This is a genomic window from Pseudomonas sp. K2I15 (genome assembly GCF_002204795.1).
Lineage (GTDB): Bacteria > Pseudomonadota > Gammaproteobacteria > Pseudomonadales > Pseudomonadaceae > Aquipseudomonas.
The window spans coordinates 1-25,728 of sequence record NZ_NIXO01000031.1 but is presented as its reverse complement, the minus strand read 5'-3'; the positions used below and the strand labels follow the sequence as shown (position 1 = coordinate 25,728).

General features: G+C 62.5%; 19 protein-coding genes. 11 read left to right on the top strand and 8 right to left on the bottom strand.

The window, feature by feature from the left end; all coding sequences use genetic code 11:
• Window positions 1–113: 113 nt before the first annotated feature.
• Complete coding sequence (locus CEC48_RS18735; RefSeq protein ID WP_088425092.1) at window positions 114–1,739, bottom strand: NADP-dependent glyceraldehyde-3-phosphate dehydrogenase; 1,626 nt, start codon at window positions 1,737–1,739, stop codon at window positions 114–116.
• A 78-nt stretch (window positions 1,740–1,817) separates the two neighbouring features.
• Window positions 1,818–3,080 (bottom strand): MFS transporter, encoded by a 1,263-nt coding sequence (locus CEC48_RS18730; RefSeq protein ID WP_088425091.1) that lies wholly within the window; start codon window positions 3,078–3,080, stop codon window positions 1,818–1,820.
• 128 nt (window positions 3,081–3,208) lie between these two features.
• Between CEC48_RS18730 and CEC48_RS18725 the strand changes: the two genes are divergently transcribed.
• Together CEC48_RS18725 and CEC48_RS18720 are read left to right on the top strand one after the other, a co-directional pair.
• Complete coding sequence (locus CEC48_RS18725) at window positions 3,209–3,931, top strand: helix-turn-helix transcriptional regulator (protein WP_088425090.1); 723 nt, start codon at window positions 3,209–3,211, stop codon at window positions 3,929–3,931.
• Between the two features lie 28 nt (window positions 3,932–3,959).
• Window positions 3,960–4,829 (top strand): Dyp-type peroxidase, encoded by an 870-nt coding sequence (locus tag CEC48_RS18720; RefSeq protein WP_088425089.1) that lies wholly within the window; start codon window positions 3,960–3,962, stop codon window positions 4,827–4,829.
• A gap of 32 nt (window positions 4,830–4,861) precedes the next feature.
• Here CEC48_RS18720 and CEC48_RS18715 read toward each other — a convergent pair whose 3' ends face one another.
• Window positions 4,862–6,067 carry a DUF1835 domain-containing protein gene (locus CEC48_RS18715; RefSeq protein ID WP_088425088.1) on the bottom strand — a complete coding sequence of 402 codons (1,206 nt, stop codon included), beginning with the start codon at window positions 6,065–6,067 and terminating at the stop codon, window positions 4,862–4,864.
• A 193-nt stretch (window positions 6,068–6,260) separates the two neighbouring features.
• Here CEC48_RS18715 and CEC48_RS18710 point away from each other — a divergent pair, with 193 nt between their 5' ends.
• The 3 genes from CEC48_RS18710 to fetB are packed head-to-tail and all read left to right on the top strand — an operon-like array spanning window position 6,261 to window position 8,247.
• Window positions 6,261–6,725, top strand: a complete 465-nt coding sequence (locus CEC48_RS18710) for a metallophosphoesterase family protein (protein WP_088425087.1) — start codon at window positions 6,261–6,263, stop codon at window positions 6,723–6,725.
• A gap of 53 nt (window positions 6,726–6,778) precedes the next feature.
• Window positions 6,779–7,456 (top strand): ATP-binding cassette domain-containing protein, encoded by a 678-nt coding sequence (locus CEC48_RS18705; protein WP_088425086.1) that lies wholly within the window; start codon window positions 6,779–6,781, stop codon window positions 7,454–7,456.
• Window positions 7,453–8,247, top strand: a complete 795-nt coding sequence (fetB, locus tag CEC48_RS18700; RefSeq protein WP_088425085.1) for an iron export ABC transporter permease subunit FetB — start codon at window positions 7,453–7,455, stop codon at window positions 8,245–8,247. Before CEC48_RS18705 ends, fetB begins: the two co-directional genes overlap by 4 nt.
• A 3-nt stretch (window positions 8,248–8,250) precedes the next feature.
• On the opposite strand, the gene CEC48_RS18695 is transcribed toward fetB, so the two are convergent.
• From CEC48_RS18695 to CEC48_RS18685, 3 genes are read right to left on the bottom strand one after another with little or no spacing between them, the layout of a single operon-like run.
• Window positions 8,251–9,303, bottom strand: coding sequence for an L-idonate 5-dehydrogenase (locus CEC48_RS18695; protein ID WP_088425084.1), 1,053 nt, complete (start codon window positions 9,301–9,303; stop codon window positions 8,251–8,253).
• A gap of 13 nt (window positions 9,304–9,316) precedes the next feature.
• Window positions 9,317–10,090 (bottom strand): glucose 1-dehydrogenase, encoded by a 774-nt coding sequence (locus CEC48_RS18690; protein ID WP_088425083.1) that lies wholly within the window; start codon window positions 10,088–10,090, stop codon window positions 9,317–9,319.
• 20 nt (window positions 10,091–10,110) lie between these two features.
• Window positions 10,111–11,463: a GntP family permease gene (locus CEC48_RS18685; RefSeq protein ID WP_088425082.1), complete on the bottom strand. Its 1,353-nt coding sequence runs from the start codon at window positions 11,461–11,463 to the stop codon at window positions 10,111–10,113.
• Between the two features lie 141 nt (window positions 11,464–11,604).
• On the opposite strand from CEC48_RS18685, the gene CEC48_RS18680 reads away from it, so the two are divergent.
• The 5 genes from CEC48_RS18680 to CEC48_RS18660 all read left to right on the top strand — a co-directional run bounded on the left by CEC48_RS18680 (window position 11,605) and on the right by CEC48_RS18660 (window position 16,163).
• Window positions 11,605–12,477: a LysR family transcriptional regulator gene (locus tag CEC48_RS18680; RefSeq protein ID WP_088425081.1), complete on the top strand. Its 873-nt coding sequence runs from the start codon at window positions 11,605–11,607 to the stop codon at window positions 12,475–12,477.
• Window positions 12,478–12,602: 125 nt separating this feature from the next.
• Window positions 12,603–13,223, top strand: coding sequence for a glutathione S-transferase family protein (locus CEC48_RS18675; protein WP_088425080.1), 621 nt, complete (start codon window positions 12,603–12,605; stop codon window positions 13,221–13,223).
• A gap of 152 nt (window positions 13,224–13,375) precedes the next feature.
• The gene (locus CEC48_RS18670) at window positions 13,376–14,296 is read left to right on the top strand and encodes a LysR family transcriptional regulator (protein ID WP_088425079.1); all 921 of its coding nucleotides are present in this window, start codon (window positions 13,376–13,378) and stop codon (window positions 14,294–14,296) included.
• The gene (locus tag CEC48_RS18665; RefSeq protein ID WP_088425078.1) at window positions 14,296–15,195 is read left to right on the top strand and encodes a LysR family transcriptional regulator; all 900 of its coding nucleotides are present in this window, start codon (window positions 14,296–14,298) and stop codon (window positions 15,193–15,195) included. Before CEC48_RS18670 ends, CEC48_RS18665 begins: the two co-directional genes overlap by 1 nt.
• A gap of 2 nt (window positions 15,196–15,197) precedes the next feature.
• A complete protein-coding gene (locus CEC48_RS18660) occupies window positions 15,198–16,163 on the top strand; it encodes a pyridoxamine 5'-phosphate oxidase family protein (RefSeq protein WP_088425077.1) in 966 nt (321 codons plus the stop codon).
• A gap of 649 nt (window positions 16,164–16,812) precedes the next feature.
• Here CEC48_RS18660 and CEC48_RS18650 read toward each other — a convergent pair.
• Together CEC48_RS18650 and CEC48_RS18645 are read right to left on the bottom strand one after the other, a co-directional pair.
• Window positions 16,813–18,297, bottom strand: coding sequence for an efflux transporter outer membrane subunit (locus CEC48_RS18650; protein WP_256579735.1), 1,485 nt, complete (start codon window positions 18,295–18,297; stop codon window positions 16,813–16,815).
• The gene (locus tag CEC48_RS18645; protein WP_088425074.1) at window positions 18,297–19,091 is read right to left on the bottom strand and encodes a helix-turn-helix transcriptional regulator; all 795 of its coding nucleotides are present in this window, start codon (window positions 19,089–19,091) and stop codon (window positions 18,297–18,299) included. The genes CEC48_RS18650 and CEC48_RS18645 overlap by 1 nt, the downstream gene beginning before the upstream one ends.
• A 486-nt stretch (window positions 19,092–19,577) precedes the next feature.
• On the opposite strand from CEC48_RS18645, the gene CEC48_RS18640 reads away from it, so the two are divergent.
• A partial coding sequence (locus tag CEC48_RS18640) for a non-ribosomal peptide synthetase (RefSeq protein WP_088425073.1) occupies window positions 19,578–25,728 on the top strand: 6,151 nt, incomplete at its 3' end.

Genomic DNA, 25,728 nt, shown 5'->3' with positions numbered 1-25,728 from the left:
CAAAATGTGGGGGCGGGCTTGCTCGCGAAAGTGGTGGATCAGTCGCCAGATGCATTGGCTGAAACACCTTGTTCGCGAGCAGCCCGCTCCCACATTTTTGAGCGGCGTTGGGGTTAGAAAATATAGTCAGTGGTTAGAAAGCTCGACGTGCGGTCATGCAGGATGTCGCTCACCAGTTCCTTGTTGCTCGCCTGGAACTTGGTCGCCACCAGCGTACGGATCGAAAACACCCGCAACGCATCATGCACCGACAGCGTACCTTCGGCCGAGTTCTTGCGCCCGTTGAACGGGAAACTGTCCGGCCCGCGCTGGCACTGGGCATTGATGTTGATCCGGCCCACCTGGTTGGCGAACGCGTCCACCAGCCGCCCGACTTCACCGGCGTCGGTGCCGAAAATGCTCAACTGCTGGCCGAAGTCCGATTCCAGCACGTAGTCGATCACCGTCTCAAGGTCGCGGTAAGGCACGATCGGCACCACCGGGCCGAACTGTTCCTCATGGTACACGCGCATTTGCGGGTTCACCGGGTACAGCACCGCCGGGTAGAAAAACGAGCCACGGCTGGCACCGCCATTCTCGTTCACTACCTTGGCGCCGTGGGCCAGTGCGTCGGTCACCAGGCCACCCAGGTAATCGACCTTGCCTTGCTCCGGCAGCGGCGTCAGCGACACACCGTCTTCCCAGGGCATGCCGGGCTTGAGGGTGGCCAGTTTGCGGTTGAATTTCTCGATAAAACTGTCGACCACATCCTCATGCACAAACAGGATCTTCAACGCGGTGCAACGCTGGCCGTTGAACGAAAGCGAGCCGGTGACGGCTTCGCTGACCGCATTGTCCAGGTCGACCTGAGGCAGCACGATGCCCGGGTTTTTCGCATCCAGGCCGAGGGCCGCACGTAGACGGTGTGGTTTTGGGTGCAGCTTCTTCAAATCACTGGCGGCCTTGTTGGTGCCGATAAACGCAAAGATATCGATCTTGCCGCTGGCCATCAGCGCGCTGACCGTTTCGCGGCCACTGCCGTAGATCACGTTGATCACGCCGGCGGGGAAGCTGTCGCGAAATGCCTCCAGCAACGGGCGAATCAACAACACGCCGAGCTTGGCCGGCTTGAATACCACGGTATTGCCCATGATCAGCGCCGGAATCAGCGTGGTGAAGGTCTCGTTGAGTGGGTAGTTGTAAGGGCCCATGCACAGCGCCACGCCCAGCGGTACGCGGCGGATTTGCCCGAGGGTGTCCTGTTCCAGCTCGAAGCGGCTGGAGCGGCGGTCGAGTTCCTTGAGGGCGTTGATGGTGTCGGTGATGTAGTCGCAGGTGCGGTCGAACTCTTTCTGCGAGTCCTTGAGGTTCTTGCCGATCTCCCACATCAGCAGCTTGACCACCGCATCGCGCTGTTCACGCATGCGCCGCAAAAAGGCCTCTACATGCTGGATGCGATCCACCACGCGCATGGTCGGCCAGGCGCCCTGGCCACGGTCGTAGGCGGCAACGGCGGCGTCGAGGGCGGTCAAGGCGGTGTCGGCGTCCAGCAGCGGGGTGCTGCCGATGATCACTGGCGTGTCACCGTCGGCGCCGCGCAACTGCACCGGGCTGCGCACTTCGGCCAAGGGGCCGTTCCACACACGCAACTGGCCGCCTACAAGGTAATCACGTTGTTCAATGGGCGCCGCGAGCCGCAATTGCTCGGGAATCTCGGCGGCAGTGGGAAATAGCTGGGCGAGCAGGTTGTCGGTGGTCATGTCACTACCCCTGGAGTGGTTGCAAAACGTGACTAGAGATTCACCCATCAACGCCCCGTGTGGCAAGGGCTAGACGCATTACGCCCACAAGTGGCCCGCCAGCAGCCCGCCGAACAGCGCCACCCCCAGCGCCGCGCCCACCTGTCGGGCGGCATTCAGGGTGCCGGCGGCGATGCCGGCACGGTGCTTGTCCGCGGCGCCCATCAAGGCACTGGTGGCAGCGGGTGTGATCAGCCCGGCGGCCAGGCCGATCACCGGCATCGGCAGGGCGATCCACAGGTAGGAAGGGGCAGGGCCGTAGAGCAACAGCGGGCCGAAACCTGCCAAGTATAAAAGCAGCGCTACGCCGATCAGCCGTTCGCTGCCCCAGGCCCTGACCAGGCGGCTGGCGACCAGGCTGCCAAGGCTTACCAGCGCGGTCAGCGGCAGGAACGCCAGGCCCGTGCATAACGGTGAATAACCCAGTACCCGCTGGAAATACAGGCTCAGCAGAAACACCAGGCCGTAGAGCATCAGCGCCGATACCAGGGACACCGCTACACAAGCGCTGAACACGGGATTGGCGAACAGCTTGAGCGGTAGCATCGGCTGTGCCTGGCGGGTTTCAATCCGGATGAAGGCGCCCCAGGCCGCCACGCTCAGCAAGCTGGCCAGCAGGATCGGCATGGACGACCAGCCGCGTACCGGGCCTTCGATCAACACGCCAATCAACGTCGCCAGCGCCAGCACCGCGCTCAATTGTCCGCGCAGGTCCAGTGCCCTTGGCGAGCGCTCACTGGCGCTGAGCCGGGCACTCAGGCCAATCGCGATCAGCCCCAACGGCAGGTTGGCGAGAAAAATACTGCGCCAGCCAAACAGCTCGATCAGCACGCCGCCCAGCAGCGGCCCGGCGGCCATGGCGATACCGCCGCAACCCGCCCACACCCCGATGGCCGTCGCACGCCCGGCCGGGTCGTTGATAAAAGCCTGGTTGATCAGCGCCAATGAGTTGGGCACCAACAGCGCCGCCCCCACGCCTTGCAGCACCCGCGCCGCCACCAGGGTCATCCAGTCGCCAGACACGCCACACAGCAACGAGGCCAGGGTAAACAACACCAACCCCAGCAGATAAAGCCTTCGAGCACCGAAGCGATCGCCCAACGCGCCGCCACTGAGCAACAGGCTGGCAAAACTCAGGGTGTAGGCGCTGACCACCCATTGCAGCCCGCTGATGCCGGTGTGCAGCGTGGCGGCGATGCGCTCCAGGGCGACGTTGACGATGGAGGTGTCGAGAATCACCAGCACGTAACTGAGGCTGGTGGCCGCCAGTACCCGGCGTTGTGCAAGAAGAGGAGAGGGCATTGCGGATCATCCTTGAAGTCACCAGGTGGCGAATCTAGCGTGCGCACCCGCGCCGATGCTTCGACGGTGATCGAAGCATGGCGTCATCCGGTGCGCCTATACTGGCGCGGTCCTGCTGGAGACCTGCCATGCCCATTGCTGCCAACTTTTCCGATGTCGCCGCCCTCATCGCCGAGCCGGCCCGCGCCGCGATCCTGCTGGCGCTGTTCGACGGCCGCGCGTTGCCGGCCGGTGAACTGGCGCATGCCGCGTCCGTCACACCGCAGACCGCCAGCACGCACTTGGCCAAGCTGCTGGCCGGTGGTTTGCTGACCTGCGAAACCCAGGGCCGGCATCGTTATTACCGCTTGGCCGGTGCGCATGTGGCACGGGCCATCGAGTACCTCAGCGTGATCACCCCGGTGCCGGCCAAACCCCTGGAGCGCCAGGCCCAGGGACTGCGGTTTGCCCGCTGCTGCTACAACCACCTGGCCGGGCAAATGGGTGTCGCCATCACCCAGGCCCTGGAAAACTGCGGCTACCTTCTTGCGGTGGAGGACAAGCGCTACGAACTGCTGCCGGCAGGGGCGCAGTGGTTTACCTCGCTCGGGGTTGACCTTGCTGCGCTCAAACCTACGCGCGAGGGCTTGGCGCGCCAGTGCCTGGACTGGACCGAACGCACCCATCACCTGGCCGGGCCCTTGGGCGTACAACTGCTGAATGCCCTGTGCGAAGCCGACTGGCTGCGCCGTTCAAAAAACTCCCGCGCGGTGTTGGTCACGCCCAAAGGCTGGGCGCAACTCAAGGTGCAGTTGAACCTCGACCCGCGAACCCTGGAAAACCTTGCGCACAACCGGGCGCTCGCCGGGTAAACTGCGCGGCTTACTTGAAGGAGTTCACATGAGTCAGTACCAGCCGGGCATTCTTGCCGCACCGGTGCCGTTGCAGGCACGCCATCTGTTTTTTGCCATTGAGTCCCTCGATGCTGTGCCTGCCGCATTGGATGCGCTGGTGCACTTGGTGGATGCCAATGCAGTGGTCGGTTTTGGTGAGCCGCTGGTCAATGCCCTTGGAGCCCGGATTGACGGGCTGCGGGCGTTCCCTCACGTGAGCGGGCCGGGGGCGAATAATCCGTCGACCCAGCAGGCGCTGTGGGTCTGGTTGCATGGTGTGGATCGCGGTGAGTTGCTGTTGCGCAGCCGGGCGTTTGAAAAGGCCCTGGCGCCGGGGTTTGGCCTGGTGCAGATGACAGAGGGTTTTCGCTACAAGACCGGGTTCGACCTGACCGATTATGAGGACGGCACCGAGAACCCCCATGATGATGCGGCGGTTGAGGCGGCGGTGGCGCAGGGTGGTGCGAGCTTTGCGGCGATCCAGCAATGGCAGCATGACCTGGATGGGTTTGCGGCGTTGCCGGCGTTGGAGCGGGATCACATTATTGGTCGGCGCCATGGTGATAACGAGGAGTTGGAAGATGCGCCGGAGTCGGCGCATACCAAGCGTACGGCCCAGGAGAGTTTTACGCCGCAGGCGTTTGTGGTGCGTCGGTCGATGCCATGGGCGGAGAATGGTCAGGCGGGGTTGATGTTCCTGGCGTTTGGGCATTCGTTTGATGCGTTTGAAGCGCAGTTGCGGCGGATGAGCGGTCTGGAAGACGGCATCGTCGATGGCCTGTATCGCATCAGCAAGCCGTTGACCGGCGGTTACTACTGGTGCCCGCCGATCAAGGATGGGCGCTTGGACCTGAGCGCAATCGTATCGGCTGAATAAATAACCTGTGGCGAGGGAGAGGCGCCGCGCCTTTAGCTGCGCCAGGCGGGAGCAAGATGCTCGTCAATCATCCAGTGCGGTTTGCCTGGGCGGATGCAGGTGCCGCCGATCCAGCGTTCCTGGGTGGCGTGGTCCGGCCAGTAAGCCTTGCCGTTCAGCACCTGACGACCCAGCGCAGTCAACGCCAACAGGCGTTGCGGCCATGGCAGTTGAGTCTCGGACTCGGTCAACAGCGGGTTGTCACCATCAATCAGCGGCCGCATCAACGCATGAAACATCATGTCCCCCAGGTACGGCAGCGGTTCACGCTTGCCCATCAACTCGGCAAACACCCTGCCAAACGGAACTGGCCCGGCCTCATCCACGTAGTGCAGGGACAGGCGCTCGGTCAGTGACAAACCGTCCCGCACGCCTGGCAGCTCCTGCAACTGCCGGCGCAACGCCTGGGCCAGGAAGGGCAGGGACGTGTGGCTTTCCCGTGCCAGTTCCGCCAGCTTGACCGGCGAACTGTCGCAGTACGCCAGCCAAGCCAGCCGCGCCAATTGCAGCATCTCCTCATCGACCCGCCGACGCTGCGGCCACAGCCACGCCAACACTTCAGGCGCCAGTTGGCCAATCCCGATAAAACGTTGCACGCCGGGGATGCGGTCGACCTCAATCAGCTCAAGCTTTTCAGGCAAACGCTCAAGCCCTGCCAGTGCACGAATCAGGAACAACTGATCGTAAGCATCCGCCTCACACCACAACACGCTGTGCCCGGCGCTGCCCAGTTGTTCAAGATGGTGGTACTCGTCTGTATGCCGGCGAGCCACCTCTACCTCATCCATTGCAAAAACCTGGCTGATATAGCGGGTGCGAAGGCTCTGGTAGTGCTCGGCAGCCAGGTCCTGGACCGGCCCCATGCACAACGGATCAATCAGCATCCGAAAGCGGCCCTTGAACCCCGCCACACCCAGGCTGTGGGCGATGTCATTGCCGCAGCGCCAGTGGGTGGTACGGGCCTCATCGCTTGCTTCGAAACCGGGATGGCGGGCGGCAAAATCCACCGCATCAACGTGGGCTTTCAGCTTGGGCCAGCTAGAGAAGCCGAGTTCCTTGGCGAGCAGCCACTGGGCATCGGACAAGGTCGGGGCAGCGGCGGTGTCAGCGCTTTTCAGGCGCCGCAAAAGCTCCTTGGCGCGCTTGCGTTGCTGCTCAAGGTTGATACGGCCGTTAGTGGACGAGAATGATTGCGACATACGATCTCCTTGCACAAACCTTGTCCGCTTTAAGGTTGGGAGTCGTAGAAATGTGATATTCAGTCAAGGTCTTGGGCGCAGCCCTTTCCGCGGATGGAGGCGTAGATGGCGCCTGGCGGGAAATATAGGCAGTCGCCTTGTTGATTGCAAGCCGCCAGGCGCTGGGCGCGGGCGAGTTGAGCAGGAGAGCGAAATGAAAGTTGGTGTGATTTCCGATACCCACGGCTTGCTCCGCGCCGAGGCCCTGGCGGCCCTGGAGGGGTGCGAGCAGATTGTTCACGCCGGGGATATCGGTAGCCCGGAAATCCTTGAGCTGCTGGCCTCGATTGCGCCGTTGCACGTGGTGCGCGGCAATAACGACCTCGACGCGGGCTGGGCAGAGCATCTGGCTGACCGGCTGGATTTTGACCTGAATGGCTGGCGGGCGCTGTTGGTGCATGACATTGCCGATGTGCCGAAGGCGCTTGATCCGGGCATCAGGCTGGTGATTACTGGGCACTCTCACAAGCCACTGATCGAGTGGCGTGGCGAGCGGTTGTTTCTCAATCCCGGCAGCGCAGGGCGCAGGCGTTTCAAATTGCCGGTGACGCTGGCGCTGCTTGAGGTGCGTGAAAAGTCGATCAAGTCGCGGCTGGTGTCGCTCGAGCCCAAGCACTGAACAACCCCTGTCTCACCATTGCGCATAACCCAGAAACAAGGATCATCAAGTCCATGAGCGTATTGATCGAAACCCGCGCCCTTACGCGTATGGACGAGCGCCGCCAGCTCCAATTGCTGCAACCTACAAACTTCCAACTGCACCGTGCCGACCGCATCTCCATCACCGGTTCATCCGGCTCCGGCAAAAGCGTATTCCTTCGGGCGCTCGCCTTACTCGACGCGCCCACCTCAGGGGAAATCCTCTGGCGCGGGCAACCCATCGCCAACGCGCAAATCCCGCAATACCGCAGCCGTATCAGCTACCTCGCCCAACGCCCGGCGCTGATCGAGGGCTCGGTGGAAGACAACTTGCGTTTCCCCTACAGCCTCAAGGCCCTGCACCCTTTGAGTTTCGACCCGGATGCCGTCAAGGCGCTGCTGGCCCACGCGGGCAAAGAGCCGGGTTTCCTGTCAAAAAACGCCGGTGATTTATCCGGCGGTGAATCCCAGGTGGTTTCACTGATCCGCACCCTGCAACTCAACCCCGATGTATTGCTGCTGGACGAACCCACCGCCGCCCTCGACCCGGCGTCATCGCGGGAAGTCGAGGCGTTGATCAACGCCTGGGCCGAAGCGGACAAAGACCATGCCTATATCTGGGTGTCCCACGACCCCGAGCAGGCACAACGCATGAGCAAGACCCGCCTGCACATGGACGCCGGCGTGCTGACGGGAGCGGTGCAGCCATGAATTATCACGACCTCACGGCACTGGACATGGCCATCGCCGCCTCGCTGATCCTGATCAACGGCGCGCTGTCACTGCTGTTGCGCCTGGGCCTGGAGCGCCAGCTGTTCTGGGCCGCCGTGCGTACTGTGGTGCAGTTGCTGGCGATCGGTTACCTGTTGGGCTGGGTTTTTGAATTCGCCTACTGGTACGTGGTGTTGCCGCTGATGTGCCTGATGACCCTGATCGCCGGCCTCTCGGCAGCCGGGCGTGGCAAGCTTACCTACGCCGGCCAGCGGGCTGACAGCATCGTGTCGGTGTGGGGCAGTTCGTGGCTGGTGACGGCCATTGGCTTGTTCGCGATCATCCGGATTCACCCGTGGTACGAGCCGCAGTATGCGATTCCGATCCTCGGGATGATTCTGGGCAATACGCTTACCGGCGTGTCCCTGGGCATTGAGCGCATGACCCAGGAACTGACCTCGGGGCGCAACACCATCGAGATGGTCCTGGCCCTGGGCGGTTCACGGTGGGAGGCGGCGCAGGACGCGATTCGCCAGGCGGTAAGGGCCGGGATGATCCCGACCCTGAACCAGATGACGGTGGTGGGGATCGTCAGCCTGCCGGGCATGATGACCGGCCAGGTGCTGGCGGGGGAAAGCCCGGTGGACGCGGTGCGTTACCAGATCGTGATCATGTTTTTGATCGCCGCGTCGTCGGCGCTGGGCACGGTAGGTGCCGTGTTGCTCACCTACCGTCGGCTGTTTTCCCCGGGGCATCGGTTTTTGCGTTACCGGCTTGAGGAGCGCACCTGAGGATTACGGCCTGTCCGGCACGCCAAAATCCAGCAGCACCTTCATCGCCTGGCGCTTGTCCGCCGCCAGTTCAAAGGCCTGAACCGCCTCGCTGAACGGCACGGTGTGGGAGACCACCGGGCGCACATCTATCACCTGGCGGTTGAGCAAATCCACCGCCTGGGCAAACTCCGATTGGAAGCGGAAGGTGCCGCGCAGGTCGATCTCCCGACTCACCAGCATATTCAGCGGCAGCGAAACTTCGCCGCCCAAACCGACGGTCACCAGCACGCTGCGCGGGGCCATGCATTCCAGGCCGTTGCGCAGGGCCTGGGCGCTGCCGGAGACTTCGAACATCACGTCGAAGTAGCCTTTTTCGGCGGTGTAGCGCTTCAGTGCATCGGCGTCTTCGGCCAGGTTATGGGTGCGGCTGGCGCCCATTTTCTCGGCGCAGGCCAAGGGGCCTGCGGCCAGGTCCACGGCAACGATTTCTCCTGCACCCGCCGCCCGCAGGCTGCCGATCAACAGGTTGCCGATCGGCCCGCAGCCGGTCACCAGCACCCGTTTGCCGAAGATCGCCCCGGCGCGCTGGATGGCGTGCAACCCCACGGACAACGGTTCGGCCATTGCACCTTCGGCGAGGCTGACATGATCGGCCAACAGGTGCGCCTGATGCGTCTCGATCACCAGGGTCTGTTGAAACGCGCCCTGCACATGAGGGAAGGGCATCGCGCTGCCGTAAAAACGCATGTTCAGGCAGTGGTTCGGCAGCCCTTGATGGCAATAACGGCAACCCCCGCAAGGCCGCGACGGCGAGATCGACAAGCGTTGGCCGACCTTGAACGGCCCGTCTTCACGGCCCACGGCATCGATCACCGCCGACACTTCATGGCCCAGCACCATGGGCTCGCGCAGGCGCACGGTGCCGAAGCCGCCGTGCTGGTAGTAATGCAGGTCCGAGCCGCAAATTCCGCCCCGGGCAATGCGCACCCGCAACTGGTCGGGGGCGAGCGTTTGGGGTTCGGTTTGCGGTTCTACCCGCAGGTCTTTCGAGGCATGGCAGACAATAGCGTGCATGAAATTCTCCGGGTTACAGCGAGGCGGTGATGCCACCGTCCACGTACAGGATATGACCGTTGACGAAACTCGCTGCGTCGCTGGCAAGGAACACCGCAGCGCCCGCCAGTTCGGCGACGTCACCCCAGCGCCGGCTCGGCGTGCGTTGCACCAGCCAGTCGCTGAACTCGGGGTTGGCCACCAGGTTGGCGTTCAGTTCGGTCTTGAAATAGCCGGGGCCGATGCCATTGATCGTCAGCCCGTGGGGGCCCCAATCGATGGCCATGCCTTTGGTGAGCATCTTCAGCGCACCTTTGCTGGCGGCATACGGCGCGATGCCCGGGCGCCCCAGTTCGCTTTGCACCGAGCAGATATTGATGATGCGCCCACGCTTGCGCGGGATCATCGCCCGGGCCACGGCCTGGCCGACGAGGAAGGCGCTGTCCAGGTTGGTGCTCATCAATTCGCGCCAGTGGGTTTCGCTGTAGTCCTCCAGCGGCCCGCGGCGTTGCATGCCAGCATTGTTCACGAGGATTTCCAGCGGGCCCAGGCGCGCTTCGATATCCGCCACGGCGGCCAGCACCGCCGCGCCATCGGTGACGTCAAACGCCTGGGTGTGCACCTCCAGGCCTTCTGCTGCCAGCAACGCGGCGCTGTCACGCAAGGTGCTGCGGTTGCGCCCGTTGAGCACCACCCGCGCGCCGGCCTGGGCCAGGCCACGGGCGATGGCCAGGCCGATGCCGGCGCTGGAACCGGTGATCAACGCCAGGCGGCCATCGAGGCGGAAGTTATCTAAAACGCTTTGCATGGGATAGATCTCCTAAAGCTTCACACCACCAACGACAGCAGCATGATGAACCCCAGGGCGGCGAAGGAGAGCACGGTCTCCATCAGCGTCCAGGTCTTGAATGTCTCGATCACGGTCATGTTGAAGTACTGCTTCACCAGCCAGAACCCGGCGTCGTTTACATGGGACAGCACCAGCGAACCGGCGCCTGTCGCGAGTACCAGCAGCTCGCGGTTGACCCCGGGCATCAAGCCGATCACCGGCGCGACAATCCCGGCGCCGGTAATGGTTGCCACGGTGGCCGAGCCGGTTGCCACGCGAATCACCGCCGCTACCAGCCAGGCCAACAGAATCGGTGAAATCTCGGCGCGCACCGCCATATGCCCGATCACATCGCCCACGCCGCTGGCCACCAGCATTTGCTTGAAACCACCGCCAGCGCCGACGATCAGTACGATGGCGGCAGTGGGTGCGAGGCTTGCGTCCAATAATTTGCTCAGTTGCTCCCGGGAAAAGCCACGGGCGGCACCAAAGGTATAGAACGCCAGCAGCAAGGCCGCGAGGAGGGCGGTGATCGGGTGGCCGATCAGGTCCATCCACACGCGGAATGTGCTGTCGGCGGCGAACGCCACATCGGCGAAGGTCTTGAGCAGCATCAGGAACACCGGCAGCAGGATGGTGGTGACGGTGATGCCGAAACCCGGCAGGTTCTCGCCGGAGGATTCTTTCGCCAGCTGCTCCATCAATTCCGGGGACGGGGTGCCCGGCACGTAGCGCGAGATCAGGTTGCCGAACAGCGGCCCGGCGATGATCGCGGTGGGCAGGCCGACCACCAGCCCGTAGAAAATTGTCTTGCCGATATCCGCCCCGAAGATCCCGATGGCCAGCAGCGGCCCCGGATGCGGCGGCACCAGGCCGTGCACCACCGATAACCCGGCCAGCAGCGGCATGCCGATCTTGATCAGCGACAACCCGGTACGCCGGGCCACGATGAACACCAACGGAATCAACAGCACAAAGCCGATTTCAAAAAACAGCGGGATGCCCACCAGGAACGCGGAAAACATCATCGCCCAGTGCACCCGCTGCTTGCCGAAAGCGCGGATCAGCGTGCGGGCGATCTGGTCGGCGCCGCCGGAATCGGCCATCAGCTTGCCGAGCATGGTGCCCAGGCCGAGGATGATCCCGACAAACCCCAACACCCCGCCAAACCCGTCCTGGAACGCCTTCATGACTTTGTCCACCGGCATCCCGGAGGTCAGGCCGAGAAAGCCGGCGGCGAGGGTCAGGGCAACGAAGGGGTGGACCTTGAAATGGGTGATCAACAATATCAATCCGATAATCGTGACCAGTGCATCGAGCAGCAGATAGGTGTCGTTAGCCATGCCGAGCATGGTGCCTCCTTGTTCTCATTGTTATAGGCCAAGCCCTGTCATATCGTGTATGACGGGCCTTACTTCACCGCAGCGCGTGTTCAGCGTCCAATTTTCATTTGTGATCTAGTGATCAAAAACTGTGATAACCGGAGCCTTCCGATGGAACTCAAGCACCTGCGTGCCTTTGTCGTGCTCGCCCAGGAACTGCATTTCGGCCGGGCCGCCGCGCAGCTGTCGATCGTGCAACCGGCGCTGAGCATGCAGATCAAATTGCTTGAAAGCGGCCTGGGCGTGCGCCTGCTCGACCGTAACCGGCACTCGGTGACGCTGACGGAAGCCGGGCGGGTGTTTCTGCCCGAAGCCCAGGCCACCTTGCACCAGGCCGCCCGCGCCGCCGATGCCGCCCGCGCTTCGAACCGTGGGGAGATTGGCCGGGTGCGCCTGGGGTTTGTCTCGTCGGTGTTGCCGGAGTTACTGCCGGCATTGATTCGCGCAGTGCATCAGCGCTACCCGCGAATTGAACTGGAACTCAAGGACATGCCCGGCCCGGATCAGGCGGCGGCGTTGAAAAACGGCCAGCTGGATTTCGGCCTGATGCGCTTGCCGGCGGCCTACCCCGGCGTGCAGACCCGCGCGGTGCTGCAAGAAAGCTTTGTGGTTGCTTTGCCTGCGGATCACCCGTTGGCGTCGCAGCCATCGATACAACCGGCAGATTTGCTCAAGGTGCCGGTGTTCATCCTGGCCCGACGGTATGCGCCGGGGTTCTACGACGAGTTCGTCCAGGCCGTGGGCGTGCCGCTGGAGATCGCCTCCGAACTCGGCGAATTCACCACCATGCTGGCGCTGGTCTCGGCCGGGCTGGGTGTCGGCGTACTGCCGCTGCAAGCCGCCCGGGCGCTGCCGGCCAATTGCGTGTCCAGGCACCTTGAGTTGGGCGCGTTCCAGGCCAGGACCGGCTTGGCCTGGACCGAACTGGACAGCGCGGTGAAAACCACGCTGTTCAACCTGATCGACGAGTTGTTTTGCGAGTGATTGTTTCATCGGGTGAAATGCTGGATTGTAAAAGCTGGCTATTCTGCTGCGTGCCGTAGCGGCGGAAGATAAGTGCCATCGACACGATCACCGGGTCGAGTCCTTGGCACATTGCGGAGCCTGTCATGATCAAACTCTACCGTTACCCGTTGTCTGGCCATTCCCACCGGGTCGAACTGATGCTGTCGCTGCTGGGCATGCCCGCTGAACTGGTGCTGGTCGACCTGAAGCAAGGTGCGCACAAAACCCCCGAGTTCCTGGCCACCCTCAACAGCTTCGGCCAGGTGCCGGTGATCGATGACAACGGCGTGGTGCTGGCGGATTCCAATGCGATCCTGGTGTACCTCGCCGGTAAATATGGCAACGCTCAGTGGTTTCCGACCGAGCCCCAGGCTCAGGCCCATGTGCAGCGCTGGCTCTCGGCAGCAGCGGGCCCGCTGCACGCCGGGCCGGCTGCCGCGCGATTGGTCACTGTGTTCGGCGCAGCGCTGGATGCCGAGGCCGCCATCAGCCGCTCCTATGCGCTGCTCAATGTGCTGGAGCAACCGCTGGGGCAGAGCCGTTTCCTGACCGGTGAACTGCCGTCGATTGCCGATATCGCCCACTACACCTACATCGCCCATGCGCCGGAAGGTAACGTCTCGCTGAACGACTACCCGCAGGTTCGCGCCTGGTTGGGCAGCATCGAGGCGCTGCCGGGGTTTGTCGGCATGCAACGCACGGCCGTAGGTTTAACAAAGGATTAAAGGTTTTTGTGGTGAGGGAGCTTGCTCCCGCTGGGCTGCGCAGCGGCCCCAAAATCCGGGGAGCGGTGCGCACTCCAGCGGGAGCAAGCTCTCTCGCCACAACAGCTCCCCAGCCACAGGTTTGGTGTACTACATTCGATTAAAGGGGGCCCATGGACCGTTTCCAGGAAATGCAGATTTTCCTCGCCGTCGCCGAAGAACAGGGCTTTGCCGCAGCGGCCCGGCGCCTGAAAATCTCGCCCCCCAGCGTGACCCGCGCGATTGCCGCGATGGAGGCGCGTATCGGCACGCAGTTGCTGTCGCGCACCACCCGCAGCCTGCACCTGAGCGAGGCGGGCCAGCGTTACCTGGAAGATTGCCGGCGCATCCTCGCCGAACTGACGGAGGCCGAAGAGGCGGCGGCAGGTAGTTTTTCGGTGCCGTGGGGGCACCTGACGGTCACCGCGCCCGTGTTGTTCGGCGAATTGTTTGTGGCGCCGATCCTGGGTGAATACCTGGACCTTTTTGCCCAGGTCAACATCAACGCCTTGCTGGTGGACCGCGTGGTCAATATGACCGACGAAGGCGTTGATGTGGCCGTGCGCATCGGGCATTTGCAGGAAGCCGGCCAGCAGGCGATCAAGGTCGGCGAGGTGCGCCGCGTGGTATGCGCCGCGCCGGCTTACCTTGAACGCCACGGCCGGCCGCGGCACCCTGGGCAACTGCGTGAGGCGAAGATTGTCACCTCGTCCTCCAGCCAGTTGGTCAGCGAATGGCAATTTATGGAAGGCGGCCAGCCATTGAGCGTGGCGGTTGACCCACGCCTGGTGGTCACCGCCAACAACGCGGCGATCAACCTGGCGCGCCTGGGCTGGGGCGTCACGCGGGTGCTGTCTTACCAGGTGGCCAGCGATGTGCGGGCAGGCGCACTGGAAATCATCCTGCAAGACTTCGAACCGCCGGCGTTGCCGATCCAGGTGGTGTTCCAGAACAGTGCCAGGGTACCGGCGAAAATCAACACCTTCGTGGACTTTCTGGTCAGCCGGCTGGGGCAGGACGCAGCGCTCAACCCAGCGATGAAGCGGCCTGCGTGATGGACCGCTATCGCGACATGCAGATTTTCCAGGCGCTGTCCCGGCAGCCAAGCCTGGCCTCGGCGGGCCGTTTCCTGGGCATCTCCGGGCCCACAGTGATCCGCGCGATTGCCCGGCTGGAGGCGCGCTTGCACGTGCAATTGCTTGCGCGCAGCACCCGGGGAATTCGCCTTACCGAAGCGGGCACGAGGTTCATGGCGGACTGTTCACGCATCCTTGACGGGGTGAGTGCAGCCGAAGCATCTGCCAGGGGCGCGCATGCGCAGGCTGAGGGCAATCTGCGGGTGTTTTTGCCGTTTCTGTTCAGTCGTTATGTGATGGCGCCCCTGTTGGCCGACTACCTGGAGCGTTACCCCGAGGTGCGGGTGTTTGCGCAGTACCACGATCATCATCCGAACCTGAATGAAGACGGCCTGGACGTGGCGATCCTGGTGGGCGAACTGCCCGGTTCATCCTTGGTTGCACGACCTGTGGGCCATGTGCGCAACATCATTTGCGCAAGCCCCGGCTACCTGCAAACCCATGGCGAACCGCTGCAGCCCGAGGCGCTCAAGCAGCATCGTCTGGTCGCCAGCCAAGCGTATTCGGACTGGGTGCAGTGGGATTTCCAGGCTTCCAGCATCAAGGCCCGGGCGCGCCTCGGTTGCACCACGGTGCAGGGCGCGATCAATGCGGCGGTGCAGGGCGCAGGGTTGATCCGGTGCCTGAGTTATCCGGTCCACGAGCATCTGGCGAGCGGCCAGTTGCGTCGGGTATTGCAGGCCTATGAACCGCCGCCGCTGCCGGTACATGTGGTCTACCGCGAGGGGCGCAACGCTTCGATGCGGGTGCGCAGTTTTGTGGATTTCAGCGTGGCGGCATTGCGTGAACATCCGGCGTTTCATCCACCGAGGGCTTGAGCATGAATCATCAGGACGCGTCCCCCGTTTCGCCATGGCATGCCGGCGAGCGGCAGTTGCAGCAAAGCGCCGGCGTGGCTGAGCGCATGGAGGTGATTGGGGCGAAGGTCATACGTGATCATTTGCCGGAGCAGCATCGGGCGTTTTATGAGTTGTTGCCTTATCTGGTGGTGGGCGCTGTGGATGATCAGGGACTTCCGTGGGCCACGTTGCTGGAGGGCTCGCCGGGGTTTGTCTACTCGCCTGATCCTTACCGTTTGCGTATCGATAGTCTGCCTGCGGTGGGTGATCCTGCTGGGGCCGGGTTGAAAAAAGGCGCGGCGGTGGGGGTGTTGGGTATTGATCTGAATACGCGGCGGCGTAATCGTATGAATGGGGTTGTGGGTACGGCTGGCATGGATGGTTTTGTTGTGGATGTGGTGCACACGTTTGGTAATTGTCCGAAGTATATTCAGTTGCGTGCGGTGGATCCGGCAGCGCTGGGGCAGCGCTCTGCTGAAGGTGTGGTGCAGCGGGCCAGTTCGCTTGATGAGGCTGCCCGGGCGGTGATTCGCAGTGCTGATACGTTTTTTGTCGCCAGCTACGTTGACCTTGCCGGTGACGCGGCTCAACGGTCGGTGGACGTTTCACATCGGGGGGGCAATAGTGGGTTTGTGCGGGTGGAGGGGGATGTGCTGACGATTCCCGATTTTACGGGTAATTCGTTTTTTAATACGTTGGGGAATTTGCAGGTCAACCCTGTGGCGGGGTTGTTGTTTGTGGATTTTGCTTCGGGTGATGTGTTGCAAGTGGTCGGGGAGGCTGAGGTGATTCTGGGTGGGGCTGAGTTGGCCACGTTTGAGGGCGCTGAGCGGTTGTGGAAAGTTCGTGTGGAGCACGTGGTGCGGCGGGATGCGGCATTGGCGCTGCGTTGGCAGTTTGACGGGTTTTCTCCTTATAGTTTGGCGATGGGGCCTTGGCGGGGGTAGGGGGCATATCCGTTATTTGGGTGGATTTTGATATGGGTTCCGCTCTTACAGCGGCTCACTTTTGAACAGCGCAAAAGTAAGCAAAACGCTCTTGCCCCACCACTCGGCACCTCGCTTGGGCTCGGTGTGCCCTCTCTCCGGTATTACTGCGCGGGCCGCCGCGACGGGGCGTCCCTGCCCCGTCGCGGCTAAACCGGCGTCCTGCCGGTTTACCCGCTCCGTACTACCTGCGTTCGGCCAGCGTGGTTTAACGGGGCGCCTAAGATCAAAATCAAGATCAAGAACAAGAGCACAGCGGCCTACCGGCCGGCTTGAGTGTGGTGAAGCAAAATCAAAAGCTAAAGCGGGCGCGGTCCAAATGTGGGAGCGGGCTTGCTCGCGAAGGTCGTTAACGATGACGCGGGCGTCCTGAATGAACGCGGCGTTCTCAGGTTTTTCGCGAGCAAGCCCGCTCCCACATAAAAGCAGCTCTGCTTTCGCTTTCGCTCTGGCCCTTGCCCTTGCTTCTAACACTCAGGTCGGCTTTCAGGCTTCCGTGTTCTTGATCTGCTGTTGATCTTGATCTGCGGGCCCCATCAACCACGATGGCCTTCGTTCCGGCATGCCGAGCCTAGGCGAGGCACCGAGTGGTGGGGCAAAGACCTTTTGGTTACTTTTGGGGCGTTTGCCAAAAGTGACCCGCTGTAAGAGCGGAACCATAAGTCGCCGTGACCGAAAAAACGGATATGCCCCCAGCCCCAACCCCAGCGGAAGCCAAATCCCAACCCCCACCCAACGCCGTATACAAATTCACCTCCGCCACCAACTGCGCCAACCGATCAACAATCAACGCCTGCTGCGAATTGAACAACGACCGCTGCGCATCCAGAAACACCAGATTACTGTCCACCCCACTGCGATACCGGTGCTGCGCCAGGTCGTAATACTTCTGGTTAGCCCGAACAAAATCCCGCTGCGCCGCCAGTTGATCGTTATAAGTCTGCCGCGCCGCCAGCCCATTCGAGACCTCCTGAAACGCCGTCTGAATCGACTTCTCATACTGCGCAACAAAGATGTTCTTCTGAATCCTCGCGTAATCCAGGCTGGCCCGCAGGCTGCCCGCATTAAAGATCGGCAGATTGATCTGCGGCTGAAACGCCCAACTCCCCGAGCCACCCTGGAACAACCCCGACAAATCCTTGCTGCTGCTACCCGCATTGGCCGTCAACGTGACCGAAGGAAAAAACGCCGCCCGCGCCGCGCCAATATTGGCGTTGGCTGCCTGCAACTGATACTCCGCCTGGACAATATCCGGCCGACGTTGCAGCAGATTCGAAGGCAACCCCGCCGGTACCCGGGCTACCAGGTCGTCAGCCAGCGGCCGTGCCGGCAGCGAATCAGGCACCGGCCCACCCACCAGCAGCGCCAGGCTGTTGAGATCCTGGGCCACCTGACGCTGGTAGCGGGCGATGCTCGCTCGGGTGCTTTCAACGCTGGTCTGCGCCTGGATCACATCGATCGACGTCGCCTTGCCAGCCGTTTTGCTGCGCGACGTCAGGCGCAGGCTGTGCTCGTCCGAGGCCAAGGTTTGCTGGGCCAGGGCCAGCAGCTCCTGGTCGGCGCGCCAGGTCAGGTAAGCATTGGCGACGTTGGCCACCAGGCTCAGTTGCGCACTGCGCCGGGCCTCTTCAGTGGCCAGGTACTGCAACATCGCCTGCTCACTGAGGCTGCGCACACGCCCAAAAAAATCCAGCTCATAGGCACTCACGCCCAGCGTCGCCGAATAGGTGGAGGTGATCGCGGACTTGCCGGTGCCAGTGGTGCGTCGCGAGACTTTTTGCCGGTTTTCGGCACCCGTGGCAGACACCGCCGGGAACAGGTCTGCACGCTGGATGCGGTATTGCGCCTGGAACGCTTCGACATTCAGCGCCGCCACCCGCAAGTCACGGTTATTCACCAGTGCCTGGCCAATCAGCTGCCGCATCACCGGGTCACTGAACAACTGCTGCCACTCGGCCCCGGCAGCCGACGAGCCCACTTTGCCTGCGTTGTACACCGGATACTGCGCCGGCGTTGGCGCCTCGGGCCGGTGATAGTCCGGGATCAGCGAACACCCGCCAAGCACACACACCACGCCGAGCATGAGTTTTTTCATCACGCGCCAACCATCCATTTGGCCAGGCCATGCCGGCCACTGACACCCAGTTTTGCTGCCGCGCGCTTGAGGTAGGTTTCGATTGAACTGTTTTTTACGCTGAGTTTTTCGGCCATCTGCGGCACGGTCCCGCCGGTCAATAGCCCGAGGCAAACTTCCTGTTCCCGCGCCGATAACGTGATGTCACTGAGTGACAGGCGTTTATAGAATTCGCGCTGCAATTGCGACTGCTCCAGCAGGGTTTTAGACGGCTCGGGAGCCACCAACGGCAGCTGTCGATTGATCTGCGCGTGGCGCTCGATCAACGGCAGCAAGGTTTGCGAAAGGCTCTTGAGAAACGACAACTCGGCCAGGGAAAACGCACGTTGAGTGTGGGGGCGGTAGAACGAAATAACGCAACGCCGGCTGGCCTGGCGCGACACCAGGTTGCACTGATGAGAGGTGCCGCGGGCGTCGGTGCTGTTGGCCTTGGCGTTCATCTGGATCAGCAGCGGGTCGTTCATGCCGAGCATTTTTTTCAGCAGCGGATGATCGTCGCGGTGGTGCAGGGTGCGCGGTGGCGGCAAGTCCCGCTTCAACCCGTCGCTGCCGAGTAACTTGATATCGAGCACGCAGGCCTGGTGCTCGTCGAGGGTCCATTCACTGAGGTCCACCAAGTGCACCGGCACCAGTTTGTCGACCAGTTGCAGCATGTTCGCCGCAAAGTGTTCAGTGCCTGTGCTGGAAATCAACTCCCCCAACTCGAGATAAAAATGCGGACTTTCCATATTCCGAATACTGCTGGTCAGACTCATAGCCATCTCATCCTTGATGTCGAAAACCGTTAACGGTTGCCCCGTACGTGTGCAGGCCTCCCGTTCTCCTTGAACCTGGGTCGGTGCTCGAGGCTTTATTTAGCCACGGGGATTTGTCCTACGTATGTAGCGGAAACGAGGGACACAACCTGCCATAAAAACCGCGCCATTATTTCGTCATTTCTGACAGATGTATTGGCAGTGGTTGTAGTTTTAGAGGTTTTTAGAGTTATTTAACTAGTTGATATATATATGATTTATTGGTTCTTTTGAAAGTGGCTGGCTGCTGGGCATCGGCCAGATATAGCCAATTTCCTACATTCATTTAATCGTTTCAGCACTGAACCATCAGCCAACCTCGGCGCGGTGCCCGGCTGTCCGGGTTTCGGGTGACATACGGGCCTTGGGGGTGATGCTTAAATCCCGTTGATTTCGCCTCAATGGGGCGTTGTGCGCCTTATCGACACCTCACATGAGAAGGATCTTATGACGTTTTTCCCCCTGACCGCCGCCCAGCGGGATATCTGGCTCGACCAACTGCGCCTCGGTGATTCGCCGCTGTACAACATCGGTGGCTATGTGGACCTCACAGGCCCGGTGAACGCCGAATTGATCCAGCGTGCCATCGGGCAACTGGTGACCAAGCACGACGCGTTGCGTACGGTGTTGCAGGTGGCGGCCGATGGTTTGCCCCGGCAGGCGTTTGCTGAGGCGATGGCGGTGTCGGTACCGCAGCATGACTTCTCGCACCTGCCCGATCCCCAGGCTGCGGCCGAGGCCTTGTTGCAGGAGCAAATGGCCCGGGCCTATACGCTGGGCGACGAGCCATTGTTCCGTTTTTTCCTGGTCAAGCTCGATGACCTGCATTACCGCCTCGGCACCCAGGCCCATCACCTGATTCTCGACGGTTGGGGCTTTGGCCAGATGCTGCAGTCCCTGGCCGGACTCTACAGCGCCCTGGAGCAGGGCCGGCAACCGGACCTGTCGGCGCCGTCCTATATCGACTTCATCGACAGCGATGAACGCTATCGCGAGTCGGCCCGTTACGCGCGGGACCGCAGTTACTGGCTGGACAAATACCAGGCGCTGCCCGAGCCGCTGCTGACGCCCCGTTACCATGCCAGGGGCCAGGCGCCGAGCAACACCTTGGTAGCACCGTTTCCGCCGGCGTTGCTCAACCGCATGGCGCGGGTGGCGAGCCGTTATCAGGCGTCGGCGTTCCATGTGTTATTGGCCGCGATGTACGTGTACTTCAGCCGTACCGGCCAGCGTCAGGAGTGGGTGGTGGGGCTGCCCATTCTCAACCGTTCCAATGCGCGATTCCGTTCGACCCTGGGGCTGTTTACCCAGGTCAGTGCCGTGCGCTTGCAGTTCAGCGACGACCTGTCTTTCAGCACCCTGGTGCGTGGCGTGCGGGACCAACTCAAGCAGGATTTCCGGCATCAGCGTTTCCCGCTGAGCGAGATGAATCGCGAGCTGGGTTTGCTGCGCGCCGACCGTGGCCAACTGTTCGATCTGTCGGTGTCCTATGAACAGGACGACCATGAATTTCGCTACGGCCAGGCACCGGCCCGGGCGATCAAAGTCTCCAACCACCATGAGCCGTTGCCGCTTGCGATTCACTTGCGCAGCAATCGCTACCACGACACGGCGTGTCTGCACTGCGTCTACAACGAGGCGTATTTCCAGCAACACGAGGTACACGCCCTGGCCGAGCGCCTGGTGTATCTGCTGGAGCAGGGGTTGGAAAATACAGAGCTGGCCCTGGCGGATTTCTCCCTGGTGACGCCTGGGGAAACCGCGCAATTGCAACGCTGGAACAGCACTGAACAGGCATACCCTGCGGCGCAAACCCTGCACGGGCGTATCGAAGCCCGGGCCGCGCTGACCCCGCATGCGGTGGCAGCGGTGTATCAGGGGCAGCGGCTCACGTACGTCGAGTTGAATCAACGGGCCAATGGCCTGGCTCATCAATTGTTGAGGCTGGGAGTAAAGCCTGACGACCGCGTGGCGATCGTCGCCCGGCGCGGCCTGGAAACGCTGGTGGGGTTGTTGGGGATTCTCAAGTCCGGCGCCTGCTATGTGCCGGTAGACCCAGCCCATCCTGCCGAGCGCCTGAACTATTTGCTCCGCGACAGCGCGCCGGTAGCGGTGCTGACACAGACGGATTTGCTGGAACGCTTGCCGGTGCTGAGCCTGCCGGTGATCAACCTGGACGAGGCAACGGCGCAATTGGCGAGCAACCCGCAAGTGGCGGTGACACCCGCCAATCTCGCCTATGTGATCTACACCTCGGGCTCCACCGGCCTGCCCAAAGGCGTGATGGTGGAGCACCACACCGTGGCCAACCTGGTGGACTGGCATTGCCAGGCCTTCGATTTGCACCAGGGCAGCCACACCGCCAGCGTTGCCGGCTTTGGGTTTGACGCGATGGCCTGGGAAGTCTGGCCGGCGCTGTGCGTGGGTGCGACCTTGCACCTGCCGCCGGCCCACGACGGTGCGGAAGACATCGACGCGCTGCTGGCGTGGTGGCGCGCGCAACCTTTGGACGTGTGCTTCCTGCCCACGCCCGTGGCCGAGTACGCGTTCAGTCAGAACATGGAGCATCCGACCTTGCGCACGTTGCTGATTGGCGGCGACCGCCTGCGTCAGTTCAGCAAGGCCCGCAGTTTCGCGGTGATCAACAATTACGGCCCCACCGAAGCTACGGTGGTTGCCACCTCTGGAAGCGTGGAGGTCGGACAGCCGCTGCACATCGGCAAACCCATCGCGAATGCCACGGTCTACCTGCTGGATGAGCAGCAGCGGCCTGTGCCAATCGGCATCGCGGGCGAGTTGTACGTCGGCGGTAAAGGCGTGGCCCGGGGTTATTTGAACCGCCCGGAAATGACCGCTGAACGCTTCCTCGACGATCCCTTCAGCCCGGGACGTATGTACCGCACCGGCGACCTGGCGCGCTGGCTGCCGGACGGGAATATCGAGTACCTGGGCCGCAACGACGACCAGGTAAAAATCCGTGGCGTGCGTATCGAGCTGGGTGAAATCGAATCGGCCCTGGCCGCTTATGCGGGCGTCACTGAAGCCGTGGTCCAGGTGCGTGAGGGGCAGTTGCTGGCCTGGTTCACCGAGCACGCGCCGGTGGCGATCGACGAGCTTCGTGCCCACCTGCAATCACGCTTGCCGGATTACATGGTGCCGCGGGCCTACGTAAAACTGGATGCGTTGCCCCTGACCGCCAACGGCAAACTCGACCGCAAGGCCTTGCCGGCACCTGGCGCCGATGCGTTGGTCAGCCGAACCTACGAAGCCCCGCAAGGCGCCACGGAAATCGCGCTGGCGCAGATCTGGGCCGAGGTGCTGCATGTCGAGCAGGTGGGGCGGCATGATCATTTCTTCGAGTTGGGCGGCCATTCGTTGTTGGCCGTCCAACTGGTGCAACGCATGCGCCAGGCCGGATTGCAGGCCGATGTGCAGGTGCTGTTCGGTCAGCCCACATTGGCCGCGCTGGCGGCGGCAGTCGGCCAAGGCGCCGAGTTCGATGTGCCGGCAAACCGCGTTCCTCTGGGCTGCACGGCGATTACCCCGGACTTGCTGGCGCTGGCCGAGCTGGACCAACCGACGATTGAACGCATCGTCGCCGCTATCCCCGGTGGTGCCGCCAATGTGCAGGAAATCTATCCGCTGGCGCCGTTGCAGGAAGGTTTGCTGTATCACCACATCACCGACGAGCGCGATCCGTACCAGCAACACGCGATGTTCAGCTTTGCCCGGCGTGAACAGCTGGAGGCATTCGCCCAGGCGCTGCAACAGGTGATCGACCGCCATGACATCCTGCGCACCAGCCTGGCGTGGGATGCCCTTGAACAACCGATGCAAGTGGTGTGGCGCAAGGCGTGCCTGGACGTGGAGCCTGTGAACCTTGAGGGTGATTCAATCGTCGAGAAGCTACGCGAGCGACAGCGTCCGCTGGATTTTCGCCAGGCGCCGCTGATGGCTCTGGATTATGCCGAAGACCCGCTGAACCGCCGTTGGGTGGGCATGCTGCGTTTCCATCATCTGGTTAACGACGCCACATCGACCCAAGTGTTGATGGCGGAAATCCAGGCACATTTGCAGGGCCAGCAACAGCAACTGCCGGCGCCGGTGCCCTATCGCAACGTGGTGGCCCAGACCCGTTCACCGGCACGCCAGGCCGGGCACGAAGCGTTCTTGCGAGAGCGCCTGGCGGATGTCGACGAGCCGACGCTGGCCTTTGGCTTGCAGGAGCGCCAGGCGGATCGCCACGCGACCGAAGAAGCTCTTGTGCTGCTTCCCGACGCCCTCGGCCAACGCCTGCGTGAACAGGCCCGCACCTTGGGCGTCAGTGCGGCGAGCCTGTTTCACCTGGCGTGGGCCCAGGTGCTGGGTCGCGTCTCGGGCCGTGACGATGTGGTGTTCGGCACCGTATTGCTGGGACGTTTGCAGGCAGGCGAGGGCGCGGACCGTGCCCTGGGCATGTTCATCAACACCTTGCCGTTGCGCCTGCGCCTTGCCGGGTTGACGGTAAGTGAGGCGATCAAGCAGACGCAGCAACAACTGAGTGCCTTGCTCGCCCATGAGCAAGCCTCGCTGGCGTTGGCCCAGCGTTGCAGCGGCGTCACACCGCTGTTCAACAGCCTGCTGAATTACCGGCACGCCTCGGCCGAAGAACTCCAGCAATTGCAGCCCGGCATCGAGTTGCTCAGCAGCGAAGACATCCTCAGCTATCCGCTGATGCTGACGGTGGATGACCTGGCCAGCGGTTTCCGTCTCAAGGCCAAGGCGCCCCGCAAGGTGGGTGCCCAGCGCCTGCTGGATTACCTGGGCACGGTGCTGGCCGGATTGATAGCGACGCCAGAAGCGCCGCTGTTCGACATACAGGTGCTGCCCGCGACCGAGCTGCAACAGCAACTGGTGGACTTCAACGCCACCGAAACCGACTACCCCGTGGGCCTGACCGTCCACGCCCTGTTCGAAGCCCATGCCCGGCATACACCCCACGTGGTGGCGGTGCAGGCTGGTGAGCAACAGCTGACCTATCGCGAGCTCAACGAGCGTGCCAACCGCCTGGCCTATCACCTGCGTGAGCGCGGGGTGCAGCCGGATTCGCGGGTGGCGCTGTGTGTCGAGCGCGGGTTGGACCTGGTGGTGGGGTTGTTGGCCATTCTCAAGGCCGGCGGCGCTTATGTGCCGCTGGACCCGAGCTATCCCCGCGAGCGTCTCGCCTACATGTTGCAAGACAGCGCGCCGGTCGCGTTGCTGGTCCATGGCGCGACCCGCGAGTTGCCGGGAGAGGTGTCGATACCGGTGATCGACTTCGACCACTGCGCGTGGCACCAGGCGCCCGAGGGCAATCCGCTGGTGCCGGGCTTGAGTGTCGGCAACCTGGCCTACGTGATGTACACCTCCGGCTCCACCGGCACACCCAAGGGCGTGATGATCGAACATTGCGGCCTGGGCAACCTGATGCACTGGGGCTCGCAACTGTGCCCGAATGCGGAGGGTGGCGCGTTATTGCAGCGGGCGCCGTTCAGTTTTGATGGTTCGGTGTGGGAGCTGTTCTGGCCGCTGACCAATGGCATGCGCCTGGTGCTGGCGCGGCCCGATGGCCACCGTGAGCCGGCGTACCTGGCGCAGGTGATTCGTGAGCAACAGATCAGCGTGATCAAGTTTGTGCCGGCGATGTTGCAGCAGTTTTTGGAGCTGGAAGAGTCTGCGCACTGCACCAGCCTTACCGACGTTTTATGCGGTGGCGGGGAGCTGACCGAAGCCTTGGCCCGTGGGGTTCAGGCGCGGTTGCCGAAGGTGCGTTTGCACAACGTTTACGGGCCCACCGAGGCCACGGTGGACAGCAGCGCCTGGACCCTGGAGCCGGGTGCGCCGGTGCCTGCGGTGCAATTGCCGATCGGGCGGGCCATCAGCAATACCCGGTTGTATGTGCTGGACGAGCATGACCGGCCGGTGCCGCTGGGGTGCAGTGGTCAGTTGCATATCGGCGGGGTGGGCGTGGCTCGCGGGTATTTGGGGTTGGCGCAGATGACTGCCGAGCGGTTTATCGATAGCCCGTTTGTGGCGGGGGATCGGTTGTATCGCACGGGGGATCTGGTGCGGTATTTGCCGGACGGGAGTCTGGAGTTTCTGGGGCGTAATGACTTTCAGGTGAAGCTGCGCGGGGTGCGGCTGGAGTTGGGGGAGGTTGAGGCGCGGTTGGCTGCGCATCCTGCGTTGCGGGAGGTGGCGGTGTTGATTCGGGATGAGCGGTTGGTGGCGTATTTCACGGTTCGTGATGTTGTGCCTGGGCTTGAGGCGTTGCGTATTTACATGGTGGAGGGGTTGCCTGAGTACATGGTGCCTTCGGCGTTTGTGCGGGTGGAGGTGTGGCCGCTTAATCCGGCCGGGAAGCTGGACCGCAAGGGGTTGCCGGAGCCTGGGGTGGAGGCTGTCTTGAGTCGCGCCTATGAGCCGCCTCGGGGGGAGGTGGAGACGGTGATTGCTGGGGTTTGGGCTGAGGTTTTGAAGCTGGATCGGGTAGGGCGAAAGGATCATTTTTTTGAGTTGGGGGGGCATTCGTTGTTGGCCGTGGGGGTGGTGGCGCGGATGCGTAAGGCGGGGTTGGAGG